At 62.3% G+C, this 25344-nt stretch carries 22 protein-coding genes and 3 tRNA genes; 18 read left to right on the top strand and 7 right to left on the bottom strand.

Annotated features, from left to right (window positions below; genetic code table 11):
• Positions 1 to 121 precede the first annotated feature (121 nt).
• From accD to AC3WWR_RS11455, 10 genes are all read left to right on the top strand, one after another.
• Positions 122 to 1042 (top strand): acetyl-CoA carboxylase, carboxyltransferase subunit beta, encoded by a 921-nt coding sequence (accD, locus tag AC3WWR_RS11500; RefSeq protein WP_020795483.1) that lies wholly within the window; start codon positions 122 to 124, stop codon positions 1040 to 1042.
• Positions 1039 to 2346, top strand: a complete 1308-nt coding sequence (folC, locus tag AC3WWR_RS11495) for a bifunctional tetrahydrofolate synthase/dihydrofolate synthase (RefSeq protein WP_033039311.1) — start codon at positions 1039 to 1041, stop codon at positions 2344 to 2346. The genes accD and folC overlap by 4 nt, the downstream gene beginning before the upstream one ends.
• Positions 2330 to 2998, top strand: coding sequence for an SPOR domain-containing protein (locus AC3WWR_RS11490; RefSeq protein WP_492598708.1), 669 nt, complete (start codon positions 2330 to 2332; stop codon positions 2996 to 2998). Before folC ends, AC3WWR_RS11490 begins: the two co-directional genes overlap by 17 nt.
• A 98-nt stretch (positions 2999 to 3096) precedes the next feature.
• Positions 3097 to 3657: a CvpA family protein gene (locus tag AC3WWR_RS11485; RefSeq protein WP_020795480.1), complete on the top strand. Its 561-nt coding sequence runs from the start codon at positions 3097 to 3099 to the stop codon at positions 3655 to 3657.
• A gap of 41 nt (positions 3658 to 3698) precedes the next feature.
• The gene (gene purF / locus AC3WWR_RS11480) at positions 3699 to 5204 is read left to right on the top strand and encodes an amidophosphoribosyltransferase (RefSeq protein ID WP_020795479.1); all 1506 of its coding nucleotides are present in this window, start codon (positions 3699 to 3701) and stop codon (positions 5202 to 5204) included.
• A gap of 73 nt (positions 5205 to 5277) precedes the next feature.
• Positions 5278 to 6489, top strand: a complete 1212-nt coding sequence (locus AC3WWR_RS11475; RefSeq protein ID WP_492598707.1) for an O-succinylhomoserine sulfhydrylase — start codon at positions 5278 to 5280, stop codon at positions 6487 to 6489.
• Positions 6486 to 7259, top strand: a complete 774-nt coding sequence (locus AC3WWR_RS11470; protein ID WP_020795477.1) for an SDR family oxidoreductase — start codon at positions 6486 to 6488, stop codon at positions 7257 to 7259. Before AC3WWR_RS11475 ends, AC3WWR_RS11470 begins: the two co-directional genes overlap by 4 nt.
• A 215-nt stretch (positions 7260 to 7474) precedes the next feature.
• Positions 7475 to 7550, top strand: a tRNA-Val gene (locus AC3WWR_RS11465).
• A gap of 53 nt (positions 7551 to 7603) precedes the next feature.
• Positions 7604 to 7680: transfer RNA gene (locus AC3WWR_RS11460), tRNA-Asp, on the top strand.
• 92 nt (positions 7681 to 7772) lie between these two features.
• Positions 7773 to 7849, top strand: a tRNA-Asp gene (locus AC3WWR_RS11455).
• A 233-nt stretch (positions 7850 to 8082) separates the two neighbouring features.
• On the opposite strand, the gene aldA is transcribed toward AC3WWR_RS11455, so the two are convergent.
• The 4 genes from aldA to AC3WWR_RS11435 are packed head-to-tail and all read right to left on the bottom strand — an operon-like array spanning position 8083 to position 12848.
• On the bottom strand, positions 8083 to 9516 hold the full coding sequence (gene aldA / locus AC3WWR_RS11450) for an aldehyde dehydrogenase (RefSeq protein ID WP_492598706.1): 1434 nt from the start codon (positions 9514 to 9516) through the stop codon (positions 8083 to 8085).
• A gap of 19 nt (positions 9517 to 9535) precedes the next feature.
• The gene (locus AC3WWR_RS11445; protein ID WP_020795475.1) at positions 9536 to 10336 is read right to left on the bottom strand and encodes an HpcH/HpaI aldolase family protein; all 801 of its coding nucleotides are present in this window, start codon (positions 10334 to 10336) and stop codon (positions 9536 to 9538) included.
• Between the two features lie 14 nt (positions 10337 to 10350).
• Positions 10351 to 11535: an L-rhamnonate dehydratase gene (gene rhmD, locus AC3WWR_RS11440; RefSeq protein WP_020795474.1), complete on the bottom strand. Its 1185-nt coding sequence runs from the start codon at positions 11533 to 11535 to the stop codon at positions 10351 to 10353.
• 17 nt (positions 11536 to 11552) lie between these two features.
• The gene (locus tag AC3WWR_RS11435) at positions 11553 to 12848 is read right to left on the bottom strand and encodes an MFS transporter (RefSeq protein WP_020795473.1); all 1296 of its coding nucleotides are present in this window, start codon (positions 12846 to 12848) and stop codon (positions 11553 to 11555) included.
• 124 nt (positions 12849 to 12972) lie between these two features.
• On the opposite strand from AC3WWR_RS11435, the gene AC3WWR_RS11430 reads away from it, so the two are divergent.
• The 6 genes from AC3WWR_RS11430 to AC3WWR_RS11405 all read left to right on the top strand — a co-directional run bounded on the left by AC3WWR_RS11430 (position 12973) and on the right by AC3WWR_RS11405 (position 20245).
• The gene (locus AC3WWR_RS11430; RefSeq protein ID WP_033042449.1) at positions 12973 to 13914 is read left to right on the top strand and encodes a LysR family transcriptional regulator; all 942 of its coding nucleotides are present in this window, start codon (positions 12973 to 12975) and stop codon (positions 13912 to 13914) included.
• Positions 13915 to 14089: 175 nt separating this feature from the next.
• A complete protein-coding gene (locus AC3WWR_RS11425) occupies positions 14090 to 16921 on the top strand; it encodes a xanthine dehydrogenase family protein molybdopterin-binding subunit (protein ID WP_489325782.1) in 2832 nt (943 codons plus the stop codon).
• Positions 16914 to 17453, top strand: coding sequence for a (2Fe-2S)-binding protein (locus AC3WWR_RS11420; RefSeq protein ID WP_007982256.1), 540 nt, complete (start codon positions 16914 to 16916; stop codon positions 17451 to 17453). Before AC3WWR_RS11425 ends, AC3WWR_RS11420 begins: the two co-directional genes overlap by 8 nt.
• A 2-nt stretch (positions 17454 to 17455) precedes the next feature.
• On the top strand, positions 17456 to 18691 hold the full coding sequence (locus AC3WWR_RS11415; RefSeq protein ID WP_020795469.1) for a c-type cytochrome: 1236 nt from the start codon (positions 17456 to 17458) through the stop codon (positions 18689 to 18691).
• Between the two features lies 1 nt (position 18692).
• Positions 18693 to 19664, top strand: a complete 972-nt coding sequence (locus tag AC3WWR_RS11410) for an XdhC family protein (protein ID WP_033042444.1) — start codon at positions 18693 to 18695, stop codon at positions 19662 to 19664.
• A 272-nt stretch (positions 19665 to 19936) separates the two neighbouring features.
• Positions 19937 to 20245 (top strand): hypothetical protein, encoded by a 309-nt coding sequence (locus AC3WWR_RS11405; RefSeq protein WP_020795467.1) that lies wholly within the window; start codon positions 19937 to 19939, stop codon positions 20243 to 20245.
• Between the two features lie 14 nt (positions 20246 to 20259).
• On the opposite strand, the gene greB is transcribed toward AC3WWR_RS11405, so the two are convergent.
• The 3 genes from greB to AC3WWR_RS11390 are packed head-to-tail and all read right to left on the bottom strand — an operon-like array spanning position 20260 to position 23981.
• Positions 20260 to 20757 (bottom strand): transcription elongation factor GreB, encoded by a 498-nt coding sequence (gene greB, locus AC3WWR_RS11400; RefSeq protein WP_020795466.1) that lies wholly within the window; start codon positions 20755 to 20757, stop codon positions 20260 to 20262.
• 36 nt (positions 20758 to 20793) lie between these two features.
• Entirely contained in the window at positions 20794 to 23298 is a 2505-nt protein-coding gene (locus AC3WWR_RS11395) for an ABC transporter permease (RefSeq protein ID WP_020795465.1), read from the bottom strand.
• Positions 23298 to 23981 (bottom strand): ABC transporter ATP-binding protein, encoded by a 684-nt coding sequence (locus AC3WWR_RS11390; protein ID WP_020795464.1) that lies wholly within the window; start codon positions 23979 to 23981, stop codon positions 23298 to 23300. Before AC3WWR_RS11390 ends, AC3WWR_RS11395 begins: the two co-directional genes overlap by 1 nt.
• A gap of 10 nt (positions 23982 to 23991) precedes the next feature.
• On the opposite strand from AC3WWR_RS11390, the gene AC3WWR_RS11385 reads away from it, so the two are divergent.
• Positions 23992 to 24597 (top strand): arylesterase, encoded by a 606-nt coding sequence (locus AC3WWR_RS11385; protein WP_020795463.1) that lies wholly within the window; start codon positions 23992 to 23994, stop codon positions 24595 to 24597.
• 56 nt (positions 24598 to 24653) lie between these two features.
• Positions 24654 to 24947 carry a hypothetical protein gene (locus tag AC3WWR_RS11380; RefSeq protein ID WP_008055299.1) on the top strand — a complete coding sequence of 98 codons (294 nt, stop codon included), beginning with the start codon at positions 24654 to 24656 and terminating at the stop codon, positions 24945 to 24947.
• Positions 24948 to 25344 lie beyond the last annotated feature (397 nt).

Below are 25344 nucleotides of genomic sequence, written 5' to 3'. Positions count from 1 at the left end.
CAGGTCACGCTGCACTGACCCGGCACCCATCGAACATCGCCGCACACATGAATTTAGCTCAAGGGCATACGCGGGGCTGCGAACCAGAGCGTTCGGGCCGCCGGTACTGGAGAAAGAAAGCATGAGCAACTGGTTAGTAGACAAACTGATCCCTTCGATCATGCGTTCCGAGGTCAAGAAGAGCTCGGTGCCTGAAGGTCTTTGGCACAAATGCCCGTCTTGCGAGGCTGTGCTGTATCGTCCGGAGCTGGAAAAAACCCTGGACGTTTGCCCCAAGTGCAATCATCACATGCGCATCGGCGCGCGCGCGCGCATCGACATTTTCCTCGACGCCGAAGGTCGTACCGAGCTGGGCGCTGACCTGGAGCCGGTTGACCGCCTGAAGTTCCGCGACGGCAAGAAGTACAAGGATCGCCTGACCGCGGCGCAGAAGCAGACTGGCGAAAAAGACGCGCTGATCTCGATGAGCGGCACCCTGCTGGGCATGCCTGTCGTGGTATCGGCGTTCGAATTCTCGTTCATGGGCGGCTCGATGGGCGCCATCGTCGGTGAGCGCTTCGTGCGCGCGGCCAACTACGCGCTGGAAAAACGCTGCCCGATGATCTGCTTCTCCGCCTCCGGTGGCGCGCGGATGCAGGAAGCCCTGATCTCGCTGATGCAAATGGCCAAGACCTCCGCGGTGCTGGCGCGTCTGCGTGAAGAAGGCATTCCGTTCATTTCCGTGCTGACCGATCCGGTCTACGGCGGTGTTTCCGCCAGCCTGGCGATGCTGGGCGACGTGATCGTCGGCGAGCCCAAGGCCCTGATCGGCTTTGCCGGTCCGCGCGTGATCGAACAAACCGTTCGCGAAAAACTGCCCGAAGGCTTCCAGCGCAGCGAGTTCCTGCTGGAGCACGGCGCGATCGACATGATCATTCACCGTCAGGAGCTGCGTCCGCGCCTGGGTAACCTGCTGGCGCAAATGATGGGCCTGCCGACGCCGAAGTTCGTCGCTGCGCCAATCGAGCCAGTCGTGGTTCCACCGGTACCTGCCAACCTATGATCGAACGTACCCTTGGCGAGTGGCTCGCCTACCTTGAGCAGTTGCACCCTTCGGCCATCGACATGGGGCTTGAGCGCTCGCAGCAGGTAGCGTCCCGAATGGGATTGGGCAAGCCGGCGCCTCGGGTGATCACGGTCACCGGCACCAATGGCAAGGGCTCTACCTGTGCGTTCGTGGCTTCATTGCTGCGGGCGCAGGGCCTGCGCGTCGGTGTCTACAGCTCTCCGCACCTGCTGCGTTACAACGAGCGGGTGCAGGTCAATGGCGTCGAAGCCACTGACGCCGAGCTTTGCCAGGCTTTTGCTGCGGTCGAAGCCGGTCGCGGCGATACCTCCCTGACCTATTTCGAGATGGGGACCCTGGCGGCGTTCTGGCTGTTTCAACAGTCCGGGCTTGACGCCGTGGTCCTGGAAGTGGGTCTGGGCGGGCGCCTGGATACCGTCAATGTGGTAGACGCCGACATGGCGTTGGTCACCAGTATTGGCGTGGATCATGCGGATTACCTGGGTGATACCCGCGAGTCCGTGGCCTTCGAAAAGGCCGGCATCTTCCGTCAGGGCGCGCCTGCGCTCTGCGGCGACTTGAATCCTCCGCAACCCCTGCTGGACAAGGCGCGCGAGCTCAATTGCCCGTTTTTCCTGCGTGGGCGCGATTTCGACCTGGGTGTTACCGATCAGCATTGGCAATGGCGCGGCGTCGATGCCAGGGGGCAAGTGGTCGAATTGCACGACCTGCCGCTGCTCGACCTGCCGATGGAAAACGCCGCCCTGGCGCTGCAAGCCTATCTGTTGCTCGGGTTGCCTTGGGTAAACGCGCAGATTGTCCAGGCGCTGCAAGCGACGCGGATAGTGGGTCGACTCGATCGCCGGCAGTTCGACTGGCAGGGTAAGCGCCTCAATTTGTTGCTGGATGTGGGGCATAACCCCCATGCCGCAGAGTATCTGGCCCGGCGCCTGGCCAGTCGTCCACCGGCGGGCAAGCGTCTGGCGGTATTCGGGTTGCTGGCTGACAAGGATCTGGAGGGTGTCATTGGCGAATTGAGTGCTAGTGTCGAGCATTGGGCAGTCGCGCCGCTGGATTCGCCCCGGGCGCGACCGGTGACCGACTTGCGTGAAGCGCTGGACAAGCGCGGTGCTTCGGTGACGTCGTATGATAGTGTGGCCACCGCTCTGGAAGGGCAGTGTGCGCAGGCGACGAGTGACGACGAGATTCTGTTGTTCGGATCATTCTATTGTGTTGCCGAGGCCCTTGAGTGGCTGGCCCGGCACTCCACGGAGGAAGCGGCAAATGGCATTGCTGGATAAGGCTTACAAGCAACGCATGGTCGGTGCCCTGGTCCTGGTCGCCCTGGCCGTGATTTTCCTGCCGATGCTGTTTTCTCGCCAGGATGAACAGCGCCAGGTGGAGGTCGAGGCTCCGGCCGCGCCACAAGCGCCGGCGATGCCGCAAGTGCAGGTGGAGTCCGTGGTGGTGCCTGAGCCCCAGGCCCTGCCGCAGGAACCTGTGCCGAGCGACGAAGAAATCGCCCAGCAGGAAGCGCCGGTTGCACCGGTTGCGCCTGTCGCTCCGGCACCCGCCGCCAAGCCGGTCACGCCGCCCCCTGCGCCAGCCCCTGTTCCGGCGCTGGCGGCCAAGCCCGCCACGCCACCGTCGCAACCGATCAGCGCCGCACCCGGCAAGCCGGATACCAGCCAAAGCCGCGTCGACGCCAATGGCCTGTCGGTCAGTTGGTCGGTGCAATTGGCCAGCCTGGCCAATCGCGAAAGCGCGGAAAAGCTGCAAAAAAACCTGCGCAGCCAGGGTTATAATGCCTATATCCGCACAGCCGACGGCAAGAATCGCGTGTTTGTCGGGCCACTGATCGAGCGTGCAGAGGCTGATCGCCTGCGTGACCTGTTGAACCGCCAGCAGAACCTCAAGGGGTTTGTCGTGCGCTTTCAACCAGAGCGTGGCTAAATCTATCGCCGCGATTTGAAATGCACTGACAATCGCAGCTTACCGATAAGCATGGGCTCTGCTAAAATGCGCCGCCTTATCCGTCTGTAGGCTGCACTGTGCCATTTACCTGGGTTGACTGGGCGATCGTTGCAATCGTCGCCATCTCCGCTTTGATCAGTCTGAGCCGCGGCTTCGTCAAGGAAGCACTGTCGCTGGTGACCTGGATCATCGCAGGAGCCGTTGCCTGGATGTTCGGTGGCTCATTGTCCGAGTACCTCGTCGGATATATCCAAACCCCATCGGCTCGTATAATCACGGGCTGTGCCATCATGTTTGTCGCCACGCTGATCGTAGGCGCAATGATCAATTATCTTATCGGCGAGTTGGTTCGCGTCACCGGGTTGTCCGGGACCGATCGATTCCTCGGCATGGCTTTCGGCGCAGCGCGTGGCGTGCTGCTGGTGGTCGTGGCGGTCGGGCTGTTGAGCCTGGGGCCGGTACAACAGGACGAGTGGTGGAAACAGTCGCAGCTCGTGCCAAAATTTCTATTGGTCGCAGATTGGTCCAAAAACCTGATTCTCGGGTGGAGCAGTCAGTGGCTTGCCAGCGGTATCAGCGTACCCGCTGATATTCCGTTCAAGGAGCAGCTCTTGCCGATGGCCAAAACGCCTCAGTGAGTGTTGTTCAGTTCAGATCCATTAAGTAGGGGTTGCGTCGCATGTGTGGCATCGTCGGTATCGTCGGTAAGTCGAACGTCAATCAGGCGCTGTATGACGCGCTAACCGTCCTCCAGCACCGCGGCCAGGACGCTGCCGGTATCGTGACCAGCCATGATGGCCGGTTATTCCTGCGCAAGGACAATGGCCTGGTGCGTGACGTGTTCCATCAGCGTCACATGCAGCGCCTGGTCGGCCACATGGGCATTGGCCATGTGCGCTACCCGACCGCGGGCAGCTCGACCTCGGCCGAAGCTCAACCGTTTTACGTCAACTCGCCTTACGGCATCACCCTGGCGCATAACGGTAACCTGACCAACGTTGAACAACTGGCCAAGGAGATTTACGAATCTGACCTGCGCCACGTCAACACCAGTTCCGATTCGGAAGTACTGCTGAACGTGTTCGCGCACGAGCTGGCCCAGCGCGGCAAGCTGCAGCCGACTGAAGAAGACGTATTTGCTGCCGTCACCGACGTGCACAATCGTTGCGTCGGTGGCTATGCGGTCGTGGCCATGGTGACCGGTTACGGCATCGTCGGTTTCCGTGACCCCCACGGCATCCGTCCGATCGTGTTCGGCCAGCGTCACACCGACGAAGGCGTCGAATACATGATCGCCTCCGAGAGCGTGTCCCTGGACGTGCTCGGTTTCACGCTGATTCGCGACCTGGCACCGGGCGAAGCGGTCTACATCACCGAAGACGGCAAGCTGCACACTCGTCAGTGCGCAACCAACCCGTCCCTGACCCCTTGCATCTTCGAGCACGTCTACCTGGCGCGTCCGGACTCGATCATCGACGGCGTGTCGGTGTACAAGGCCCGCCTGCGCATGGGTGAGAAGCTCGCCGAGAAGATCCTGCGCGAGCGTCCGGATCACGACATCGACGTGGTCATCCCGATCCCGGACACCAGCCGCACCGCGGCCCTGGAGCTGGCGAACCACCTGGGCGTGAAGTTCCGCGAAGGTTTCGTGAAGAACCGCTACATCGGCCGCACCTTCATCATGCCGGGCCAGGCGGCACGGAAAAAATCCGTACGCCAGAAGCTCAACGCCATCGAGCTGGAATTCCGCGGCAAGAACGTGATGCTGGTGGACGATTCCATCGTGCGCGGCACCACCTGCAAGCAGATCATCCAGATGGCACGCGAAGCAGGCGCCAAGAACGTTTACTTCTGCTCCGCAGCCCCGGCCGTGCGTTTCCCGAACGTCTACGGCATCGACATGCCGAGCGCCCACGAGCTGATCGCCCACAACCGTTCGACCCAGGACGTTGCGGACCTGATCGGTGCCGACTGGCTGATCTATCAGGACTTGCCTGACTTGATCGAAGCGGTCGGTGGCGGCAAGATCAAGATCGACAAGTTCGATTGCGCGGTGTTCGACGGCCAGTACGTCACCGGCGACGTCGACGAGGCTTACCTGAACAAGATCGAGCAGGCGCGTAACGATGCCTCCAAGGTCAAGACCCAGGCAGTCAGCGCGATCATCGATCTGTACAACAACTGAGTAACTACCGGCCCTGAGGGGCCGGTTTTGTATCTGGCTTTTAATTTACGAGAATAGGGAAAGGAGTGACAGCATGAGTCAGGATTGGGATGCCGGTCGGTTGGACAGCGACCTCGAAGGCGTAGCGTTCGATACCCTGGCCGTTCGTGCCGGTCAGCACCGTACGCCGGAAGGCGAACACGGTGATCCGATGTTCTTCACTTCGAGCTATGTATTCCGTACCGCCGCCGATGCGGCCGCGCGTTTTGCCGGGGAAGTGCCGGGTAACGTTTATTCGCGCTACACCAACCCCACCGTACGCGCCTTCGAAGAGCGTATTGCCGCCCTGGAAAACGCCGAGCAGGCCGTGGCCACTGCCACCGGCATGGCTGCGATCATGACGGTTGTGATGAGCCTGTGCAGTGCCGGCGATCACGTGCTGGTGTCGCGTAGCGTGTTCGGCTCGACCATCAGCCTGTTCGAGAAGTACTTCAAGCGCTTCGGCATCGAAGTCGACTACGTACCCCTGGCGGATTTGTCCGGCTGGGATGCGTCGATCAAGGCCAACACCAAATTGCTGTTCGTCGAATCGCCGTCCAACCCGTTGGCTGAGCTGGTGGATATCGCCGAACTGGCGAAAATCGCTCACGCCAAGGGCGCGATGCTGGTGGTCGACAACTGCTTCTGCACCCCGGCGCTGCAACAGCCGTTGAAAATGGGTGCGGACATCGTCGTGCACTCGGCAACCAAGTTCATCGACGGCCAGGGCCGTTGCATGGGCGGTGTCGTGGCCGGACGCAGCGAGCAGATGAAAGAAGTGGTCGGCTTCCTGCGCACCGCCGGGCCGACTTTGAGCCCGTTCAACGCCTGGATCTTCCTCAAGGGCCTGGAAACCCTCAATCTGCGGATGAAGGCCCATTGCGCCAACGCCCAGCAACTGGCCGAATGGCTGGAGCAGCAGGACGGCATCGAGAAAGTCCATTACGCCGGCCTCAAGAGCCATCCACAGCACGAGCTGGCCCTGCGTCAGCAAAAGGGCTTCGGTGCGGTGGTGAGTTTCGAGGTCAAGGGCGGTAAAGAGGGCGCCTGGCGCTTTATCGATGCGACCCGCCTGATTTCGATCACTGCCAACCTGGGCGACAGCAAGACCACCATCACCCACCCGAGCACCACCTCCCACGGCCGCCTGGCGCCGCAAGAGCGTGAGGCTGCGGGCATTCGTGACAGCCTGATCCGCATTGCGGTCGGCCTGGAAGACGTGGCAGACCTGCAAGCCGACCTGGCGCGCGGTTTGGCTGCCCTGTGATCGAGTTGTCCACGCCATCGGGCACCAATGGCCGCGTGGCACTGGTGACTGGTGCGGCGCGGGGCATTGGCCTGGGAATTGCGGCCTGGTTGATCAGCGAAGGCTGGCAGGTGGTGCTGACGGACCTGGACCGGGTGCGCGGGTCGAAAGTGGCGAAGGTACTGGGCGACAACGCCTGGTTCATCGCCATGGACGTCTCGAACGAAGGGCAGGTGGCGCTGGGTGTTGCCGAGGTGCTGGGGCAGTTCGGGCGCCTGGACGCGCTGGTGTGCAATGCCGCGGTTGCCGATCCGCACAACATCACCCTGGAAAGCCTCGACCTGGCTTACTGGAACCGGGTACTGGCGGTGAACCTCAGTGGGCCGATGCTGTTGGCCAAGCACTGTGCGCCGTACCTGCGGGCCCATAGCGGGGCGATCGTCAACCTGGCCTCGACCCGTGCTGCACAGTCGGAACCCGATACCGAGGCCTACGCCGCGAGCAAGGGCGGCCTGCTGGCCTTGACTCACGCGCTGGCCATCAGCCTTGGCCCGGAGATTCGGGTCAATGCGGTCAGCCCTGGCTGGATCGATGCGCGGGACCCGTCGGTGCGCCGTGCCGAGCCGCTGACCGATGCCGACCATGCCCAGCATCCGGCGGGCAGGGTAGGGACAGTCGAGGACGTGGCGGCGATGGTGGCCTGGCTGCTGTCGAAGAACGCCGGGTTTGTCACCGGCCAGGAGTTCGTGGTCGATGGCGGCATGACCAAGAAGATGATCTACAGCGAGTAGGGCGAGCCGGGCATTGATGTTGAGTGCGCCATCGTCTTCGCGAGCAGGCTCGCTCCCACATTGGAAGTGCTATCCACTGTGGGAGCGGGCCTGCTCGCGAAAGCGGTCGACACGGTATCGATTGAAAGAATTTTGTCTTTTTCAGAAAAACTTCAATCCTGCTATTGACTTAGGTTCGCTACCTGCGTAAATTTCGCGGCCTCGGAGATGCAAACGGGTGATTAGCTCAGCTGGGAGAGCGTCTGCCTTACAAGCAGAATGTCGGCGGTTCGATCCCGTCATCACCCACCACTCCCGAGAAACTTGCGAAAGCAAGAGGTAGGCTGAGATGCCTCCACCGACGCGCAGCGGTAGTTCAGTCGGTTAGAATACCGGCCTGTCACGCCGGGGGTCGCGGGTTCGAGTCCCGTCCGCTGCGCCATATTCAACGAATCGGATTCATCCGGTTCGCGGTTGAAAAGCACCGAAGCTTTCGACCAAACGAGTTACCTGGACGCAAGTCCACAGCGATACGCAGCGGTAGTTCAGTCGGTTAGAATACCGGCCTGTCACGCCGGGGGTCGCGGGTTCGAGTCCCGTCCGCTGCGCCATATCTGCCCCGAGGCCCACTGAACGCCTTGGAGCTACGAAGAAAGCCACTGCTTTACTTCGCGTCGATAGCAAAGACCCTGGTCGAAAGGCCGGGGTTTTTTGTGTCTGAAATTTGAGCGGAAGCCCGTACCCGCAAGGGTTGAGTGTTGTTCATTGAATCAATGTAAAAATACAGATCCAATGGGGGAACGGGCTTGCTTGCGAAGGCGGCATCAGCAGCACCGCCCGATTTTCAGCCTTGCAGATACACCGCGTGGGTATGGGTGTACTCATACAACCCATGCTTGCCATCCGCACCGCCGATCCCGGATTTACGCACCCCGGCATGGAAACCCTGCATCGCTTCGAAGTTCTCGCGGTTGACGTAGGTTTCGCCAAAATCCAGCTCGCGCATGGCGTGCAGGGTCTTGCTCAGGTCACGGGTGTAGATCGACGAGGTCAGGCCATAGTCGCAGTCGTTGGCCAGGGCGATGGCTTCATCCAGGTCGTCGACGATCTGGATTGGCAGCACGGGACCGAAGATCTCCTCGCGCATGATCTCCATATCGGCGTGGCAGCCGGCCAGAACGGTAGGCTGAAAGTGAAAGCCGTGTGGGAGGTCGGCAATCTGCCCGCCACTGATCAGGCTCGCGCCCTGGCTCAATGCCGTACGGACTTTTCGATTGACGCTGTCCAGGCCCTGGCGATTGATCAGCGGGCCCATCTCCACATCAGGTTGCGCAACCGGGTCGCCATAACGGGTGGCATTCATGGCGGTGGCGATGCGCTCGATGAATTGATCGGCCACCTTGCGCTCGACATAGACCCGCTCGGCGCAATTGCACACCTGGCCGCTGTTGATGATGCGCGAATCACGAATGGCCTTTACCGCCAACTCCAGGTCGGCATCCGCCAAAACAATGGCCGGGGCCTTGCCACCCAGTTCCAGATTGAGCTTGGTGATATTCGGCGCCGCGGCGGCCATGATCCGTGAACCGGTGGCGACGCTACCAGTGAAACTGATCATGTCCACGCGCTTGTGCGCGCTCAGTGCGGCACCGACCTGGCCATCGCCACAGACCACATTGTACACGCCGGGTGGCAAGTCGGTTTGCGCGACCAATCGTGCGAATTCGAAGCAGTTGTTCGGTGTTTCTTCGCTGGGCTTGATGACGATGGTGTTGCCGGTGAGCAGCGCCGGGGCCATCTTGCGAGCGATCAGGAAGAACGGGAAATTCCACGGCAGGATCCCGGCCACCACGCCCAGCGGTTTGCGGAACAGGAAGATGTTTTCATCCTGGCGGTCGCTGGTGATGATTTCACCTTCGATGCGCCGCGCCCACTCGGCCATGTAGTCGAGATAGTCGGCGGTGAAGTTGACTTCGACTTCGGCCAGGGCGCTGATCTTGCCTTGTTCCAGGGTGATGGTGCGCGCCAGGTGCGCCACGTTTTCCCGCAGTTTGGCAGCGATGCGGCGCAAGTAGCCGGCGCGGTCATTCGCCGGTTTGCGCGCCCAGTCCTTTTGCGCGGTGCGTGCAGCAGCGAGTGCGCGATCGACATCTTCGGCATTCGACGCTGGCACCTTCGACAGCAGGGCGCCGGTGGCCGGGTTGATCACATCGAGGTGGGCAGCGCTGGCCACGAACTGGCCGTTGATGAAGTTTTGGTAAACAGGCACGGATGACATGGAGCGACTCCTGGGCTGATCAGTAGGTGCGCGACGGCGCTTGTTCGGTAGCCGGTGTGCGGTAACGGGCGAGGGTGGCCATGGCGCTGTGGCGCAACAGGCTGATATCGATCGCCACGGCGATGAACTGGCAGCCCCAGTCCTGATAGCGGCGCGCGTCTGCTTCATTCGGCGCGAGGATGCCGCAGGCCTTGCCGGCCGCCAGCGTCGCGTCGACCGCGTATTGAATGCGCTCCTGAACGTCCGGATGGCCGGGATCGCCGGCATGGCCCAGGCCAATGGACAGATCCGCCGGCCCGATGAATACCGCATCGACGCCTTCGACGGCGGCAATGGCGGCGACGTTTTCCACGCCGAGCCGCGATTCCACTTGCACGATCAGGCATAGCTGTTCGTGGGCGGTAGCCAGATAGTCCGGCACGCCGTCCCAGCGCGTGGCGCGGGTCAGGCCACCGCCGACGCCACGAATGCCGTGGGGCGGATAACGCATGGCGCGAACCAGGGCCTGGGCTTGCTCGGCGGTCTCGACCATCGGGATCATCAGCGTTTGCGCGCCGATATCCAGCAATTGCTTGATCAGGCTGGCATCGCCATTCACGGCGCGCACGATGGGTGCGGTGGCATAGGGCGCCACAGCCTGTAACTGGGCGAGTACGCCGGGCACGGTGTTCGGCGCGTGTTCGCCGTCGATCAACATCCAGTCATAACCGGTGGTGGCGACGATCTCGGCGGCGTAGCCCGTGGCGAACCCGGCCCAGATGCCATATTGGGGCGCATTTTTTTTCAGTGCGGCCTTGAAAGTGTTGTGCGGCATGTTCATCACGAACTCCTGGCTCAGCGGCTATACGGCCGATGCAGTTGGCATTCCGGGTTGAGGGTCACGCCGAATCCGGGCTGGTCGAGTGCCGACAGGCGCATGCGCCCGTTGACCGGTACCGGTTCGCCGAGCAATTGCGGATGGAACATCGGCACCACTTCGTCCGCCTTGGGCGCCATCATCAGGAATTCGGCGAACGGGCTGTTATGCCGGGTGGCAACGAAGTGATAGCTGTACACCGACGAGCCGTGGGGAATGACCAAGGCATTGTGGGCGTCGGCCAGGGCCGAGATCTTCACCAGTTCGGTGAGGCCGCCGCACCAGCCGACATCCGGCTGGATGATGTCGCAGCAACCCATCTCCAGCAGCATGCGGAAGCCCCAGCGGGTTGCTTCGTGTTCGCCGGTGGTCACCAGCATGCCTTTGGGCACGTTGTTGCGCAGGGCGGCGTAGCCCCAGTAATCGTCTGGCGGAAGGGCTTCTTCGATCCACTTCAAGCCGTGTTCGTGGGCGCCGACCGCCAGTTTGGTGGCGTAGTTGAGGTCCAGGCTCATCCAGCAGTCGAGCATCAACCAGAAGTCCGGGCCGACCCGTTCGCGCATGGTCGCCAGTTCTTCGAGGTTCTTGCGCAGGCCTTCCTCGCCTTCGGCCGGGCCGTGGTGCAACGGCATCTTGCCGCCGATGAAGCCCATTTTCTGGGCCAGGTCCGGGCGGGCGCCGGTGGCGTAGAACTGCAATTCATCGCGTACCGCACCGCCGAGCAACTGGTGCACCGGTTCCTGGCGGATCTTGCCGAGCAAGTCCCACAGCGCCAGGTCGACGCCGGAGATCGTATTGATCACGATGCCCTTGCGCCCGTAATACAGGGTCGATTGGTACATCTGGTCCCAGATCTTTTCGATGTCGGTGACTTTCGCGCCCTCGAGGAACCGCGCCAGGTGTTTCTCGACGATGTAGGCAGCCGGTTCGCCGCCCGTGGTCACGGCGAAACCGACAGTGCCGTCGCTGGCTTCAATCTCCACCACCAGGGTGCCGAGTACGTTGATGCCAAAGGTGCGACGGCTTTGGCGGTACTCCGGATATTTGCTCATTGGAGTGGCAATGTGATCGTCGATCCAGTGGCCGTCCGCCTGATCGTGATAATCCGCGCCACCGCCTCGCAGGGTGAAAGCGCGTACGTGTTTGATGGTTGGAATGCCCATGGTGTGACTCCTCAGGTTTAAACAGTGGCCGGTTTATTCGAAGCTTCATGGCCGGGCGAACGCACGCCCAGCACCAGCAACGCGGCGATGACGGTAGTAGCGGACAGCAGGTACAGGCCGGCTGCCGGAGAGTGGAAGGCGCCTTCGGCCCAGTTCTTCAGCACCGGGGCGATGAAGCCGCCGAGGGCGCCGAACGAGTTGATCAGGGCGATCCCGGCCGCCGCGGCGCTACCAGCGAGGTAGCTGGAAGGGAAGGTCCAGAACACCGGTTGCACGGCGATGAAACCGGATGCGGCGAAGCACAGGGCGACGATGCCGAGGAACGGACTGCTGAAGGTTACCGAGCAGGCGATACCGGCGGCGGCCATCAGCAGGGTCAGGCTGGCAGTGCGGCGGCGTTCGCCGGTGCGGTCGCTGTAGCCAGGAATCAGATAAGCCGCCACCAGTGCGCAAATCCAGGGAATCGCCGAGACCAGCCCGACCATCAGCCCGACCTTGGTGCCCAGCAACCCGCCGACCTGGGTGGGCAGGTAGAACACCACGCCGTAGACGCTGGCCTGGATCAGCAGGTAGATCAGGCACAGGTACAGCACCGACGGCTGGCAGATCACGTTGAGCAGGCTGCGGCCGTGGTTCTGTTTGTGGCTGTCTTCCTGGTCGAGGAGGCTCTGTACTTGTTGGCGTTCCTCGACGGTCAACCATTTGGCGTCCGCCGGGCGATTGTCCAGGTAAAAGTAGGCCCAGATGCCCACCGCCGTGGCCATCAGGCCTTCCACGGCAAATAGCCACTGCCAACCGTGGAAACCGGCAAAGCCGTCCAGTTCCAGCAGCAGGCCGGACAACGGACTGCCGAAGATGAAGGCCAGCGGCGCGCCGAAGTAGAAAAATCCCATGGCCTTGCCGCGCACGGCGCTGGGGAACCAGTAGGTGAGGTACAGGATCACGCCGGGGAAGAATCCGGCTTCGGCCACGCCCAACAGGAATCGCAGGATGTAGAAGCTGGTTTCAGTGTGAGCGAAGACCATGGCCGCGGAGACCAGGCCCCAGGTGACCATGATTCGGCACATCCACAGACGGGCGCCGACGCGGTGCAGGATCAGGTTGCTCGGCACTTCGAGCAGCGCGTAACCGACGAAGAACACCCCGGCACCGAAGGCGAAGGCGGCGTCGCTGATATTGGTGTCGGCCTGGAAGGCTTGCTTGGCGAACCCGACGTTGGCGCGGTCGAGGAAGGCCATGATGTACATCAGCAGGAGGAACGGGAGCAGCCGCCAGGAAATCTTGGCGAGCAGGGGCGCGGGTAGAGTCTTCATCGCGGTTTTCCTTTGGTAGGGCATTTGTTCTTATGGGGAAGACTGTACGGCCGCTTATCGATGCGTTACAAATCGAATCTAGCTCACAACTGATACCTTTAAGGTATCGATAACAAGGCCCTCCATGACCACGCCAACCATCTCGCGCAGTCTGCTCAACCGCCTGCGCTACAAGCACCTGCACATGCTGGTGACGCTCAATTCGAGCCATAACCTGCATCGTGCCTCGCAAAGCCTGAACATGTCGCAACCGGCTGCCACCCGTATGCTCCATGAAATCGAAGACATGTTCGGTTGCGACCTGTTCGAGCGGTTACCCAGGGGCATGCGACCGACAGCGCTGGGCCAGGAGCTGGTTCGCTTTGCCGAATCGGCCCTCAGTGGCCTCGACCGCTGCGCCGAGGATCTGATAGCGCGGCAACAGGGCGGTTACGGCTATCTTTCGATCGGTACCATCATGGGCGCGGCGCCGGACCTGGTGATGGATTCGATTGCCGAGATCAAGGCGCTTAACCCGCAGCTGCGCATTCGCATCATGGGCGACACCAGCGACCAGGTGATCCAATTGCTGGAGCAGGGCCGCATTGACCTCGCCATCGCCCGGCGCAATGCCGCCACCGACAGCGAGCATTACGTTTTCGAACAACTGGGCAACGAACGCTTGCTGGTGGTGGTGCATGCCGGCCACCCGTTGGCCCGGCGCAAGAAACTGCAGATGGCGGAGCTGGTCAGCGGCTGGCCGTGGATCCTGCAACCGGAAACCAGCCCGGCGCGTATTGGTCTTGATCAGGCCCTGCAGCGCCTGGCCTTGCCGTTGCCGGCCGACATCATCGAATGCAGCTCGGTGTATTCGATGCAGCAGCTGATTCAACTGACCGACGCGATCATGGTCCTGTCGGAGACCGCGTTACGCGACTACCTGAAAATGGGCCTGGTGGTGGCGCTACCGGTTGAGCTCGATGTGCAACTGGCTCCGTTCGGCTTGCTGCTGCGCAAGGGTGAGCACATCAGTCGGGAGCTGGGGTTGTTCATCGATCTGCTGCGTCGAAAAGTCGCGGTTTTTTGATTTCCTGGTCAGTTTTTTGTTTTCCGCGAGCGAATAAACCTTTAAAGTTAACCTTTCGGTCAGCTTCGCATTGTCATCACGGCCCCTTGCATCGTCAAAAGGGGCTTCTGCACGACTCGAGATTTCCAGAACATAACCAGAAGGGTGGCCTCCATGACCGCCCATAGGATGATCCATGTCCAACCGTGAAATATCCCGGCGCTCGTTCCTTCAGGGCGGGCTGGTGGCGGGTGTGAGCGTGACGCTTGCACCGCTGAGCAGTCAGGCGCTGGCAGCCTTGATGGAAAACAGCGTCACCGTGCCGTCCGAGCAATGGCTTGGTAACAACGGCAAGGCGCGGGCCCGTAACGATGCCTTGTCCAAGGTTTGCGGCAGCAAGGTCTTTGCCCGCGACATCCGTGCCAAGGACATGCCGGGCTGGCCGCAGCAGCAAGGCCACGCCATGCTGCTGAAAACCATCAAGGCCGACCGTATCTATGACGGCTATGACCTGTCGTGGCTTGGTGCCGACCTGCAGCCTGATCGCATCGTCACCGCCGACGACCTGGTCAAGGACGGCATCGTCTTCCCCGAAGAGCACGCCCCCGACCCACTGTTGCCGGCCGGCAAGGTGCCGATGTTCATCGGTCACCCGGTGGCGATCCTGATCTGGAACGACTTCGAACGTTTCCGCCAGGCCAAGGCTCAGCTCAAGTTCAATGACAAAGCAATTCGTTACGGTGCCCAGGTACCGTTCTACGAGGGCGATCCCTACGGCAGCTTTCGCTACGTGCGCGTCGGCGGCGCTACCTCGGCGGACGAAGACGAATTCGCCAGCCTCAAGGACTCGATCCTGTTTCCGATGCTGAAAAACCGTCGCCCGGTGTGGAATTCCCAGCCCAACCTGCACGGCAACCTGACCGAGCGCGGCCTGTTCTACGCCGACCGCATGAAGCAGCAGATCGATACGCCGCCAGACAACTGGCTGGTGTTCGACGAGCGCTACAAGACCCCGTCGATCGAACCTGCGGCGATGGAACCGGACAACGGCAACGGCTGGTACGACCCGGTGACCAAGACCCTGCACTTTGTCGTTGCGACACAGTGCCCGCTGGAGACCGCAACCGAGACCGCGAAGATGATCGCGCCGTCGCGTTTCGGCCTGGCGAACCTGAACATGCACCCTGGCTACACCGTCGGCTACGGCTCGAAAGACCACAACATTTTCGTCTACTACGCGGCCTTGGCGGCGTTGTACGGCGCCGGCGTCCCGGTACGCCTGGCCAACGACCGCTACGAGCAATTCCAGAGCGGCATCAAGCGTCACCCGTTCGATATCCGCTATCAGTTGGCGGTGGACAAGACCGACCACAGCTTCAAGATCTTCCGCGCCGAGATGAGCGTCGACGGCGGCGGGCGGGTCAACTACAGCCCGTCGGTAGCGGCAGTAGGCGCCACGGCGGCGCAGTCGATCTACTACATGCCGCAGAACGATCTGCAGGTCACCGCCTATCATTCGCGCGCGGTGGAAGCCGGGTCGATGCGCGGCTACGGCACGTTGCAGAGCATGGCGGCCACCGAAATGATGGTCGATGAAATTGCCGATCGCCTCGGGGTCGATGCCATTGAACTGCGGCGCAAGAACGCCCTGCGTTCGGGCATGAAAAACACCCAGGGCGCGATCCCGGCCGGTGCCCTGCGCCTGCACGAGATTCTCGACAAGGCCGCGGTCAACGAAGTCTGGAAAAACCGTCACGCGATCAAGCAACAACGCGAATCGGCGGACCCGGACCACTGGTATGGCGTCGGTTTCGCCATTTGCCAGAAAGACTTCGGCACCGGCTCCGAAGCGCCGATGGCCAGCATCGAATACACCGTTGACGGTCGCATCACCCTGCGCCACATCGGTATCGAAATCGGTACCGGCATGTCCACCTCGCAGGCGATGGTAGTGGCCGATTTCCTCGGCAGCCCGGCGCACGAAGTGAAGACCGGTGAAACCGAATGGGAAGAATTGCAGCTGATCAGCGGCGGCAACCCGTACATCATGAGCCAGGCCGAGCAGGACAACTTCCTGCGCAACCCGCGCTGGGTCGGCAAGGTCGCGTCGGCGTCGTCGGCGACCAACTCCGCCTATTACTTCAGCCACGCCACCCGTGAAGCGGCGCGCGTGCTGTTCAATCACGGCCTGTGGCCGGCGGCGCTGGAGATCTGGCGCCAAGGCCCCTACGGCGGCCAGGCCAACCCTTACGTGGTGCGCCGCGAGGACGCCCATTGGGTCGACGGCAAGCTCACCGCCAACGGCATGGAACCCTTGCCGTTCGCAGTATTGGCCAAGCGTGCCCACGAACGGGGCCTGGTCACCGGTGCCACGGTGCACGGCTTCAACCGCTGGAGCTGGGCTGAGGCCGAGTACAGCATCGACGGTGTGCGTGAGCGTTTGCCGCTCGATGGCCTGGCGGTCAAGTACGGCGACGGTGCGCCGAAGGCGAAGAAAGCGCAGATGAGCAGCGCCGGTTTCCATCTGCTGGATCGGCAGAACATCGCCTATCCGCCAACCCAGTTGAACAACGCGGCGGTGACTTACTACAGCCCCGTGGCGACGCTGGTGGAAGTGAAGGTGAACAAGGGTTCGAACGAAGTGTCGGTGCTCAATCACCACTCGTGGGTCGAGTGCGGTCGGGTGCTGGTGGAAGAGTTGGTCAAGGGCCAGGTCGAAGGTGGCATCGCCATGGGCATCGGCCACGCGCTGATGGAAGAAATGCCGCTGTACGAAGGCGGACCGGGGGAGGGCGACTGGAACTTCAACCGTTACCGCTTGCCGATGGCGCGGCACGTGGCGGTGTGGAAACAGACCGCGGAGATCCTGCCGCCGCTGTCGCCGAGCGATCCGTCCAAGGGCATCGCCGAGGTGGTGATGATCCCGGTGGTCGGTGCCATTGGCAACGCCGTGGCCCACGCCATTGGCAAACGTGTCCGCGACCTGCCTATCACTTCTGCACGCATCAAGGAGGCCCTCAATGGCTAACCGTCCGCTTCAACTGACCCTCAACGGTCAATCCGTCGGCCCGGTGGACATCCCTGATGACCTGCCGATGATCGACTACCTGCACGAGTACAAGAACCTCACTGGCTCGCGCCTGGGCTGCGGCCAAGGCATTTGCCACGCCTGCGTGGTGATCGTCGACAACCCCGACGGCACCAGTGAAGAAGTGCGCACCTGCATCACCGGCGCACACTATTTCGAAGGCAAGAAGGTTCGGACCATCGAAGGTCATGCCACCCGTGACGAGCAGGGCAAGGTCACCGAGCTGAACCCGATCCAGCAGCGCTTCGTCGATGAGTTCGCCTTCCAGTGCAGCTACTGCGCGCCAGGTTTCGTGAATGCCGCGACGGTGCTGGTGGAAAAGCTGCAGCGTCAGCCGATCGTCAAGAGCCAGCTGGAAAAAGTCATCGAGGACAGCCTCGGTCACCACATCTGCCGTTGCACCGGATACGTGCGCTACTACAGCGCCACGCGCAACGTGCTGACCGATCTCGGCCTGGTCAAGGAGGGCTAAGCATGAAGCAATTACTTACCCGCCTGACCCTGGCGGTCGGCCTGGCTGCGCCCGTGTTGCTGGCGCAGGCGGATGATCAGGTCAAGCGCGGCGAATACCTCGCCCGCGCGGCTGACTGCATGGCTTGCCACACCGCACCGGGTGGCGCGCCCTATGCAGGCGGCCTGCCGATCGTCTCGCCGTTCGGTACGATCTACGGCACCAACATCACCCCGAGCAAAGAGCACGGCATCGGCTTGTACAGCGATGATGAATTCTTCGCGGCGCTCACCGAAGGCAAGCGACGTGATGGCGCCAACCTGTACCCGGCGATGCCCTACACCTCGTATCACCTGGTGCCGCGTGAGGATTCCGACGCGATCCACGCCTACCTGAAAACCGTCGAGCCGATTGAGCGCGCCGCGCCGGTCACAAGCCTGAGTTTTCCGTTCAACGTGCGCCTGGGCCTGATGGGCTGGAACATGATGTACGGCAAGGACGTGAAGCTGGCTCCGACCGAAGGCAAAAGCGAAGCCTGGAAGCGCGGCCAGTACATGGTCGACGTGCTCGGTCACTGTGGCGAATGCCACACCCCACGCGGTCTGCCGGGTGCGATGCAGCAGGATAAACGCATGACCGGCGGTATTCTCAACGGCTACCTGGCGCCAAGTCTCTTGGCCACTGACCTGGCGGCCCGTGGCTGGAATCACCAGGACCTGAGCTCGTTCCTCAAGCACGGCATGAGCGCCCAGGGCACCATGTTCAACGAGATGTTCCCGGTGTTCCACAACAGTACCCAGGGCCTCAGCGATCCGGACCTGGCGGCGATGGCAACCTTCCTCCTCGGCGACCAGCCGCCAGCGGCGAAAGTCTTGACCGACGTCCCGCTGGACCAGCTCAGTGCCAGCGCACAGCGCGGTCGGCAGGACTACCTGAACGTCTGTGCCGGTTGCCACGCGCCGGGTGGCGAAGGCAAACCGCATATTGCCGTCGCCATGCGCGGCAATACCACCCTGCGCCTGGAAGATCCGCGCAACCTGGTTCGGGTGATCGACGATGGCATCGGCGAGCAGAAATTCGCCGGCTTCGAACACATGCAACCCATGCCCGGTTTCGCGCAAAAGCTCACCGACGAGCAGCTTGCGGACCTGTTGAACTACCTGCGCCAGGCGTGGGGCGGTCAACCGGGTGACCTGGCCTTGAACGATGTGCAGAAGCTGCGGGCTGACGCGCCGCCGCTCGAGCACAAGGCGCACTGACATGCAGCATCTGGATCTGCAGGTAGTGCGGCGCGCGCTGGCATGGTCGGCGGCCGGACAGCGTGTGTGGCTGTGCAGCGTACTGGCCACCTACGGCTCGGCGCCTCGAGCGCCGGGTTCGTTGCTGGCGGTGAATGCTGACGGGCAGTGGATCGGATCGCTTTCCGGTGGGTGTGTCGAGGAGGACTTCCTCGAACGCGTCGCCGAAGGTGCATTCGAGCAAGCGGTCAGCGTCGTGCGCTACGGCGAAGGCGATGACCCGCGCTCGCGGGTCAGCCTGCCCTGCGGTGGAGTGCTCGATGTGCTGGTGGAAAAGCTTGAGCCTGTCTGTGAGGTGCAGGCGCATCTGCGGGAGCTGGAGTCGGCACTATTGGGCCGGCGCCGGCTGATCCGTGAAGTCGACCTGGCCAGCGGCGTGCGCAGTCTGTTCGATGATCGCGAGCAGGGTGTGCGCGTCGAGCGCGAGATTGATCGCGTCAGGCTGCGCATCGGCGCGGCACAGCGCCTGTTGCTGGCCGGGTACTCCAGTGTCGCGCAGGCCTGCGCGGAGTTCGCCATAGGCCTGGGCTTCGAGGTGATTCTTTGCGATCCGCGGGACGAAGTGCTGGAAGGCGTGGTGCTGGATAACGTGGAGATTCGTCGTCAATTGCCCTCGGTGTTCATCGCCGACGGGGGCTGCCACAGCGACACGGCGGTGGTGGCGCTGACCCACGATCCGCGCATCGATGACCTGGCGATGATGGAAGCGGTGCGTACCGACGCGTTCTACATCGGCGTGATGGGATCACTGCAGACTTCGCAAAAGCGCTTCGAGCGCTTGCGGCGCATTGGTGGGCTGGGTGAAGCGCAACTGGCGCGGATCCATGCGCCCATCGGGCTGAACCTGGGCAGCAAGACCCCGGCGGAAATCGCCCTGGCGGTACTTGCCGATATCCTGCGAATTCGCAGCGGGATCCCTCGCGATCGGCTGTGATGCAGTCCCTGTCAGGGCTAAGGCTTGTTCGAAAGGAGGCTCGTCGCTTGATTGGACGAGCCTTTTTTGTTGTGCGTCATTCTTGACACTGTCCGGTCAGCTTCTCTAGGATGCTGCCCATGCGCCGATTTAAACAGCTACTTGCGGGGCGCCAGGTAACTCATTGAGTTACCGACAGAAGCTTGAAGCAGGCTTCGAAATACCGCTAAAGCGCTGGTTCGGTGTTGCCTCTCACCTGCCATGCAGACTTTTTGAGGCTGAGACACGACTCGATGAATGCACTAAGCCCTGTTGTACGTCCCGCGCCGATCACGGCACATCTCACCCAGCGCAATCCAAAAATCCTGCTTGGCGGTAAACATCAGCCGACGCTCCTGCGTTATCTCGATGGTTGGCCACGTCGTACCGGTGGGCCAGCAGCTTTCCTGATCCAGTTTGTCGAAGACGGTGAATCCCTGGCGCGCTTTGCCGCGGACAGTTTTGACCTGGCAGTGATTCAGTCGCCAAGCGTCGAAGACGCCCCGGAAATGATCAGGCAACTGACCCGCGTCGCCCGGCAAGGGCTGATTACCCGTCGCTGAGGCCCGTTGAAGCCTCAGGGATAGTCGATCTCGACGATGTACACACACTGCTCACCCGTCGGTGTCTGGACCCGTACTTCGGCGTCCAGGGCCTTGCCGATCAGGGCGCGGGCCAAGGGCGAGTCGATGCTGATCAAGCCCTGTTTCAGGTCCAGTTCATCCGGTCCGACGATGCGATAGCGTGATTGCTTGCCATCCTCGTCTTCAATCGTGACCCAAGCGCCAAAATAAACTTTGTTCGGATCGCTGGGCTTTTCGCTGACGACCTTGAGGGCTTCCAGGCGTTTGGTCAGGAAGCGCACGCGACTGTCGATTTCGCGCAGCATTTTCTTGCCATAGGTGTATTCGGCGTTTTCCGAACGATCGCCCTGGGCTGCCGCTTCGCTGACTGCTTGCGTCACCTGGGGGCGGCGTACGTGCCACAGTTCATGAAACTCGGCGCGCATCCGCGCTTCACCTTCAGGGGTGATCAGCGCGGTTCCGGCGGTACGGGGAGGGCGATAACGGCTCATGGCAACTTTTCTTCGAATCAGGAGCGCTTGAGTCTATCAACCCTCGCGCAGGACTGTCAGGGGGCTGGCATTCAGGGCGCGCCGGGTGCCGAACACACCAGCACCGCCGATCAGCACGGCGCCGATCAGCGGCAGCACCAGCAGCCATGGGTGCGGATGCCAGGGCAGGTCAAAGGCGTAGCGGTAGAGCACCAGGCTGACGACTTCCGAACCGAGTGCCGCGAGCAGGCCGCTCACCGCGCCAAGCAACCCGAACTCGATCCGTCGTGCCTTCACCAGCAGTTGCCGTTCGGCCCCCAGTGCGCGCAGCAGGGCACCCTGGCGGATGCGTTCGTCCAGGGTCGCCTGCAGGCCGGAAAACAACACCGCCATCCCTGCCGCCAGGACAAACAACAGCACGTATTCCACAGCCAGGGTGACTTGGGCGAGGATGCTGCGCAATTGCGCCAGCAGCGCTTCGACCTGCAGGATCGTCACCGCCGGAAAACTGCGCGACAGGTCGACGATCTGCTGGTCATGCCCTGCCGCCAGATAGAAGCTGGTCAGGTAGGTGGCGGGCAAATCCTTCAGGGTGCCTGGCTGGAAAATCATGAAGAAGTTCGGCTGGAAATTATCCCAGTTGATCTCCCGCAGGCTGGTGACTTTCGCCTCGCGATTGGCCCCGCCGACGGTAAAGACCAAATGGTCGCCGAGCTTGAGCTTCAGGCTTTCGGCGACCTTGCCCTCCACCGACACGCCGGGGATATCATCCGGCGGTTGCTCTGGCCACCAATGACCGGCGGTGATCTTGTTGCCCGCAGGCAGGTCTGCCGCCCAGGTCAGGCTCAGGTCACGCTGGATCGCCCGGTCGCCTGCCGATTCCTTGGTGACGATTTGCTGCACCGGTTCGCCATTGATGCTGATCAGCCTTCCGGGGACTACCGGATACAGGGGGGCCGATTGCGCCGACAACGAGATCAGGCGGTCGGTAAACGCCTGCTTGTCAGCGGGCAGGATGTTCAGGGCAAAATAGTTCGGTGCGTTCCTGGGCAGCTGGTTCTGCCAGGTGTCCAGCAACTCGCCGCGCAGCAGGGCGATCAACGCCATCGACAGCAGGATCAGACCGAATGCCAGGGACTGCCCTGCGGCTGCCAGCGGATGACGCAGCAATTGGCCCAGCCCCAGGCGCCACGGCAGGGAGGCACGAGCCAGCAGGCGTCGCAGGCTTTTCAATAGCAGCAACAGCAAGCCACCCAATATCAGTGCCGCGACCACGCCGCCGCCGAGCAGGGCGAAGGTCAGTAGCAAGTCCAGGCTCAGGCGCCACATGATCAGCCCGAGGGCACCCAATGCGGCGCCGTAGACCATCCAGGTGCTGGAGGGTATCGGCAGCATGTCCCGCCGCAATACACGCAAGGGTGGAACCCGACCCAGCGCCGCCAGCGGTGGCAGGGCAAAACCGGCCAGGGCCACCAGTCCGGTGCCGATACCGGCGATGGCCGGGAACAGGCCGCCCGGTGGCACGTCGGTCGGCAACAAATCATGCAGCAGGGCAAACAGTCCCAGTTGCGCCAGCCAACCGATGGCGGCGCCAATGAGGCTGGCGAGCAGGCCGAGTATGGTCAGCTGCAGGCTGAACAGCACCATGGTTTCCCGGCGGGACAGGCCAAGGCAGCGGAGCAGCGCGCTGGCATCGAAGCGGCGGGTGGCGAAGCGCGTCGCTGACAACGCTACGGCCACCCCGGCCAGCAATACCGCCACCAGGCTGGCCATGTTCAGGTAGCGCTCGGCCTTGCCCAGTGCGCCGCCAATCTGCCGGTTGCCGTCGCGGGCATCCTGGATGCGCTGGTTGGCGGCCAGGCCGGGCTTGATCAGTTGGCGATAGGTCTCCAGGGCCGAGGCATCGCCGCGCCAGAGTTCGCGGTAGCTGACCCGGCTGCCAGGTTGCACCACGCCAGTGGCTTGCAGGTCACTGAGGTTGATCAACACCCGGGGTGTCAGGCTGTAGAAGTTGCCGGCGCGGTCGGGCTCGTAGGTCAGTACCCGTGCCAGCTTCAGGGTTTTCATGCCGACATCGATGCTGTCGCCGATCTTCAAGTCCAGCGCCGTCAGCAATCGCGCCTCGACCCAGGCCTCACCGGGTTTCGGCCCGCCGCCGGATTCTTCCGGGGCGAAAGGCGCAGGGGCGCTTTTCAGTTCCCCGCGCAGTGGGTAGACGTCGTCTGCCGCCTTGATGCTGGAGAGCTGTATGCCGTTGTCCGTGGCGATAACACTGGAAAACTCCACCACCCGGGCGTGTTCGAGGCCAAGCTCGGTACCGCTTCTTACTTGCTCGGGGCGCGCTGGCGAGCTGCCTTCGAGCAGCAGGTCGGCTCCGAGAAACTCCGTGGCGCGCAACATCATCGCGCCATTCAGGCGCGCGCCGAAATAGCCGATGGCGGTACTGGCCGCTACCGCGACCACGAGGGCAAAAAACAGCACGCGCAGTTCACCGGCGCGGGCATCGCGCAACAGTTGACGGAGGGCGAGACTGAACAGGCGCAACAGCGGCAGGCGTGCCATCAAGGCTCCAGAGGGGCGACCAGCAGGCCGGCTTCAAGGCGGATCAGGCGCCGGCAGCGGTGTGCCAGGCGTTCATCATGGGTCACCAGCACCAGGGTCGTGCCGCGTTCCTGGTTGAGTTCGAACAGCAGGTCGCTGATGCGCTCGCCGGTATGGCTGTCGAGGTTACCGGTGGGCTCGTCGGCAAACAGCACGTCGGGTTCGGCCGCGAACGCCCGGGCAATCGCCACGCGCTGCTGTTCACCGCCGGAGAGCTGGCGTGGCGAGTGGGTCAGGCGTTGCCCCAGGCCGACCCGTTGCAACAGCTCGGTGGCGCGGCCACGGGCGTCCTGGCGGCCATCGAGCTCCAGCGGCAACATGACGTTTTCCAGGGCGTTGAGACTGTCGAGCAGTTGGAATGACTGGAAGACGAAACCCACGTGTTCGGCGCGGATGCGCGCACGTTGATCTTCATCGAGGTTGCTCAGGTCCTGGCCGGCGAGGGTGACTTCGCCGCTGCTCGGCAAGTCGAGGCCGGCGAGCAGGCCGAGGAGGGTGGACTTGCCCGAACCGGAGGCGCCGACGATGGCCAGGCTGTCGCCCTTGTTCAGTTCCAGGCTGAGTTGGTGCAGGATGGTCAGTTCACCTTCCGCGCTGGGAACCACTTTGCTAAGGTTCTTCGCGGTGAGAATGCTTGCGCCCATGGAGAATCCGATGCGTGTGTGGTTTTTGAGTGCTGGCCTGGCCTTGATGTGCATGGCCCAGAACGCAGCGGCGGGTACAGTCCTGATCGTTGGCGATAGTATCAGCGCCGGTTTCGGACTGGATACCCGCTTGGGGTGGGTGTCGTTGCTCGAGCAGCGGCTCAAGCGCGAAGGTTTCGACGATAAGGTGATCAATGCGTCCATCAGCGGCGACACCAGTGCCGGCGGCCAGGCACGCCTGCCAGCGCTGCTTGCAGAGCATAAGCCTGAGTTGGTGATCCTCGAATTGGGGGGCAATGACGGCCTGCGTGGCTTGCTGCCAACACAATTGCAACAAAATCTTGCGTCGATGATTCAGCAGTCGCAGGACGCGGGCGCCAAGGTGCTGTTGCTCGGCATGCAATTGCCACCCAATTACGGTGCTCGATACACCAAGGCCTTTGCCGACGTCTACAGCAACCTGGCCGATGAGAAAAACATCCCGTTGGTGCCGTTTTTCCTCGACGGCGTGGGCGGTCATCCGGACCTGATGCAGGCCGATGGCATTCACCCGGCAGCCGGGGCTCAGGACAAGTTGCTGGAAAATGTCTGGCCTACGCTAAAACCACTGTTATGACACTTTTCTAGGAGCGGGCTTTCGGCTAAGGTGGCGCCCCCGATTTGGAGCCCCCGATGCCGCGTTCTGCCTGGTCACTTTATGCCTATCAACTGATCGAGCCTGACGAACAGCTGGATCTGTTCGCCTGCCAGGAAGTGCGGGTACACCTGGTGACCCGACAACTGGAGCTGGGCGGCTCGGCGGACCGGACCCTGTGCGGCAGCCTGCTGCCGGCTCAACCGCGTTGGTCGAACGTCGATCGCCGGGTGTTCCAGGACCAGCGCCTGTGTTCGTTGTGTCGGGCCATTCTTGAGTCGCAAAAGCGCGGCACGTCGCCGATCTGGCCGGAGTTGCGGTTCGAGCTTTGATCGTTTCTGCTTTGCTGTGGCTTGGGCATCGGATGAAAACCTGTGGGAGCTGGCTTGTCGGGTCGCCGCATCGCAGCGATGGCGGCCTGACAGCCGACCTGTATCCCGCAGATGTACTCCAATCAAACTGTGGGAGCGGGCTTGCTCGCGAAGGCGGCCTTATAGCCGACCTATGTTTTGTTGACTGCGTACATATCCATTGCTGCGGTAACGGCCGCTTATGGTTTCGCCCTTACGGCGAGTCCCTTTTTCAAGCGCCGGAGTGCCGGCCCAGCAAAAAGGCACCAAAAGGCTTTGCCCCACCACTCGGTCCCTCGCTAGGGCTCGGCATGCCCTCTCTCCGGCATTGCTCCGTGGGTCGCCGCGATGGGCCGTCCCTGGCCCAGCGCGGCTAAAC

The sequence above is a fragment of the Pseudomonas sp. EB271-G4-1 genome (assembly GCF_058791355.1).
The sequence above is the reverse complement of the archived record's forward strand: the minus strand, read 5'-3'. Positions and strand labels throughout refer to the sequence as shown.

Coding starts and splice junctions, on each gene's coding strand:
- AC3WWR_RS11445 (WP_020795475.1), bottom strand. CDS start 10,336: ATGAACATGCCGCACAACACTTTCAAGGCCGCACTGAAAAAAAATGCG.
- AC3WWR_RS11420 (WP_007982256.1), top strand. CDS start 16,914: ATGGCTAACCGTCCGCTTCAACTGACCCTCAACGGTCAATCCGTCGGC.
- folC (WP_033039311.1), top strand. CDS start 1,039: ATGATCGAACGTACCCTTGGCGAGTGGCTCGCCTACCTTGAGCAGTTG.
- accD (WP_020795483.1), top strand. CDS start 122: ATGAGCAACTGGTTAGTAGACAAACTGATCCCTTCGATCATGCGTTCC.
- greB (WP_020795466.1), bottom strand. CDS start 20,757: ATGAGCCGTTATCGCCCTCCCCGTACCGCCGGAACCGCGCTGATCACC.
- AC3WWR_RS11410 (WP_033042444.1), top strand. CDS start 18,693: ATGCAGCATCTGGATCTGCAGGTAGTGCGGCGCGCGCTGGCATGGTCG.
- AC3WWR_RS11380 (WP_008055299.1), top strand. CDS start 24,654: ATGCCGCGTTCTGCCTGGTCACTTTATGCCTATCAACTGATCGAGCCT.
- AC3WWR_RS11415 (WP_020795469.1), top strand. CDS start 17,456: ATGAAGCAATTACTTACCCGCCTGACCCTGGCGGTCGGCCTGGCTGCG.
- AC3WWR_RS11385 (WP_020795463.1), top strand. CDS start 23,992: ATGCGTGTGTGGTTTTTGAGTGCTGGCCTGGCCTTGATGTGCATGGCC.
- AC3WWR_RS11430 (WP_033042449.1), top strand. CDS start 12,973: ATGACCACGCCAACCATCTCGCGCAGTCTGCTCAACCGCCTGCGCTAC.
- AC3WWR_RS11425 (WP_489325782.1), top strand. CDS start 14,090: ATGTCCAACCGTGAAATATCCCGGCGCTCGTTCCTTCAGGGCGGGCTG.
- aldA (WP_492598706.1), bottom strand. CDS start 9,516: ATGTCATCCGTGCCTGTTTACCAAAACTTCATCAACGGCCAGTTCGTG.
- AC3WWR_RS11395 (WP_020795465.1), bottom strand. CDS start 23,298: ATGGCACGCCTGCCGCTGTTGCGCCTGTTCAGTCTCGCCCTCCGTCAA.
- AC3WWR_RS11390 (WP_020795464.1), bottom strand. CDS start 23,981: ATGGGCGCAAGCATTCTCACCGCGAAGAACCTTAGCAAAGTGGTTCCC.
- AC3WWR_RS11490 (WP_492598708.1), top strand. CDS start 2,330: ATGGCATTGCTGGATAAGGCTTACAAGCAACGCATGGTCGGTGCCCTG.
- AC3WWR_RS11405 (WP_020795467.1), top strand. CDS start 19,937: ATGAATGCACTAAGCCCTGTTGTACGTCCCGCGCCGATCACGGCACAT.
- AC3WWR_RS11435 (WP_020795473.1), bottom strand. CDS start 12,848: ATGAAGACTCTACCCGCGCCCCTGCTCGCCAAGATTTCCTGGCGGCTG.
- AC3WWR_RS11475 (WP_492598707.1), top strand. CDS start 5,278: ATGAGTCAGGATTGGGATGCCGGTCGGTTGGACAGCGACCTCGAAGGC.
- rhmD (WP_020795474.1), bottom strand. CDS start 11,535: ATGGGCATTCCAACCATCAAACACGTACGCGCTTTCACCCTGCGAGGC.
- purF (WP_020795479.1), top strand. CDS start 3,699: ATGTGTGGCATCGTCGGTATCGTCGGTAAGTCGAACGTCAATCAGGCG.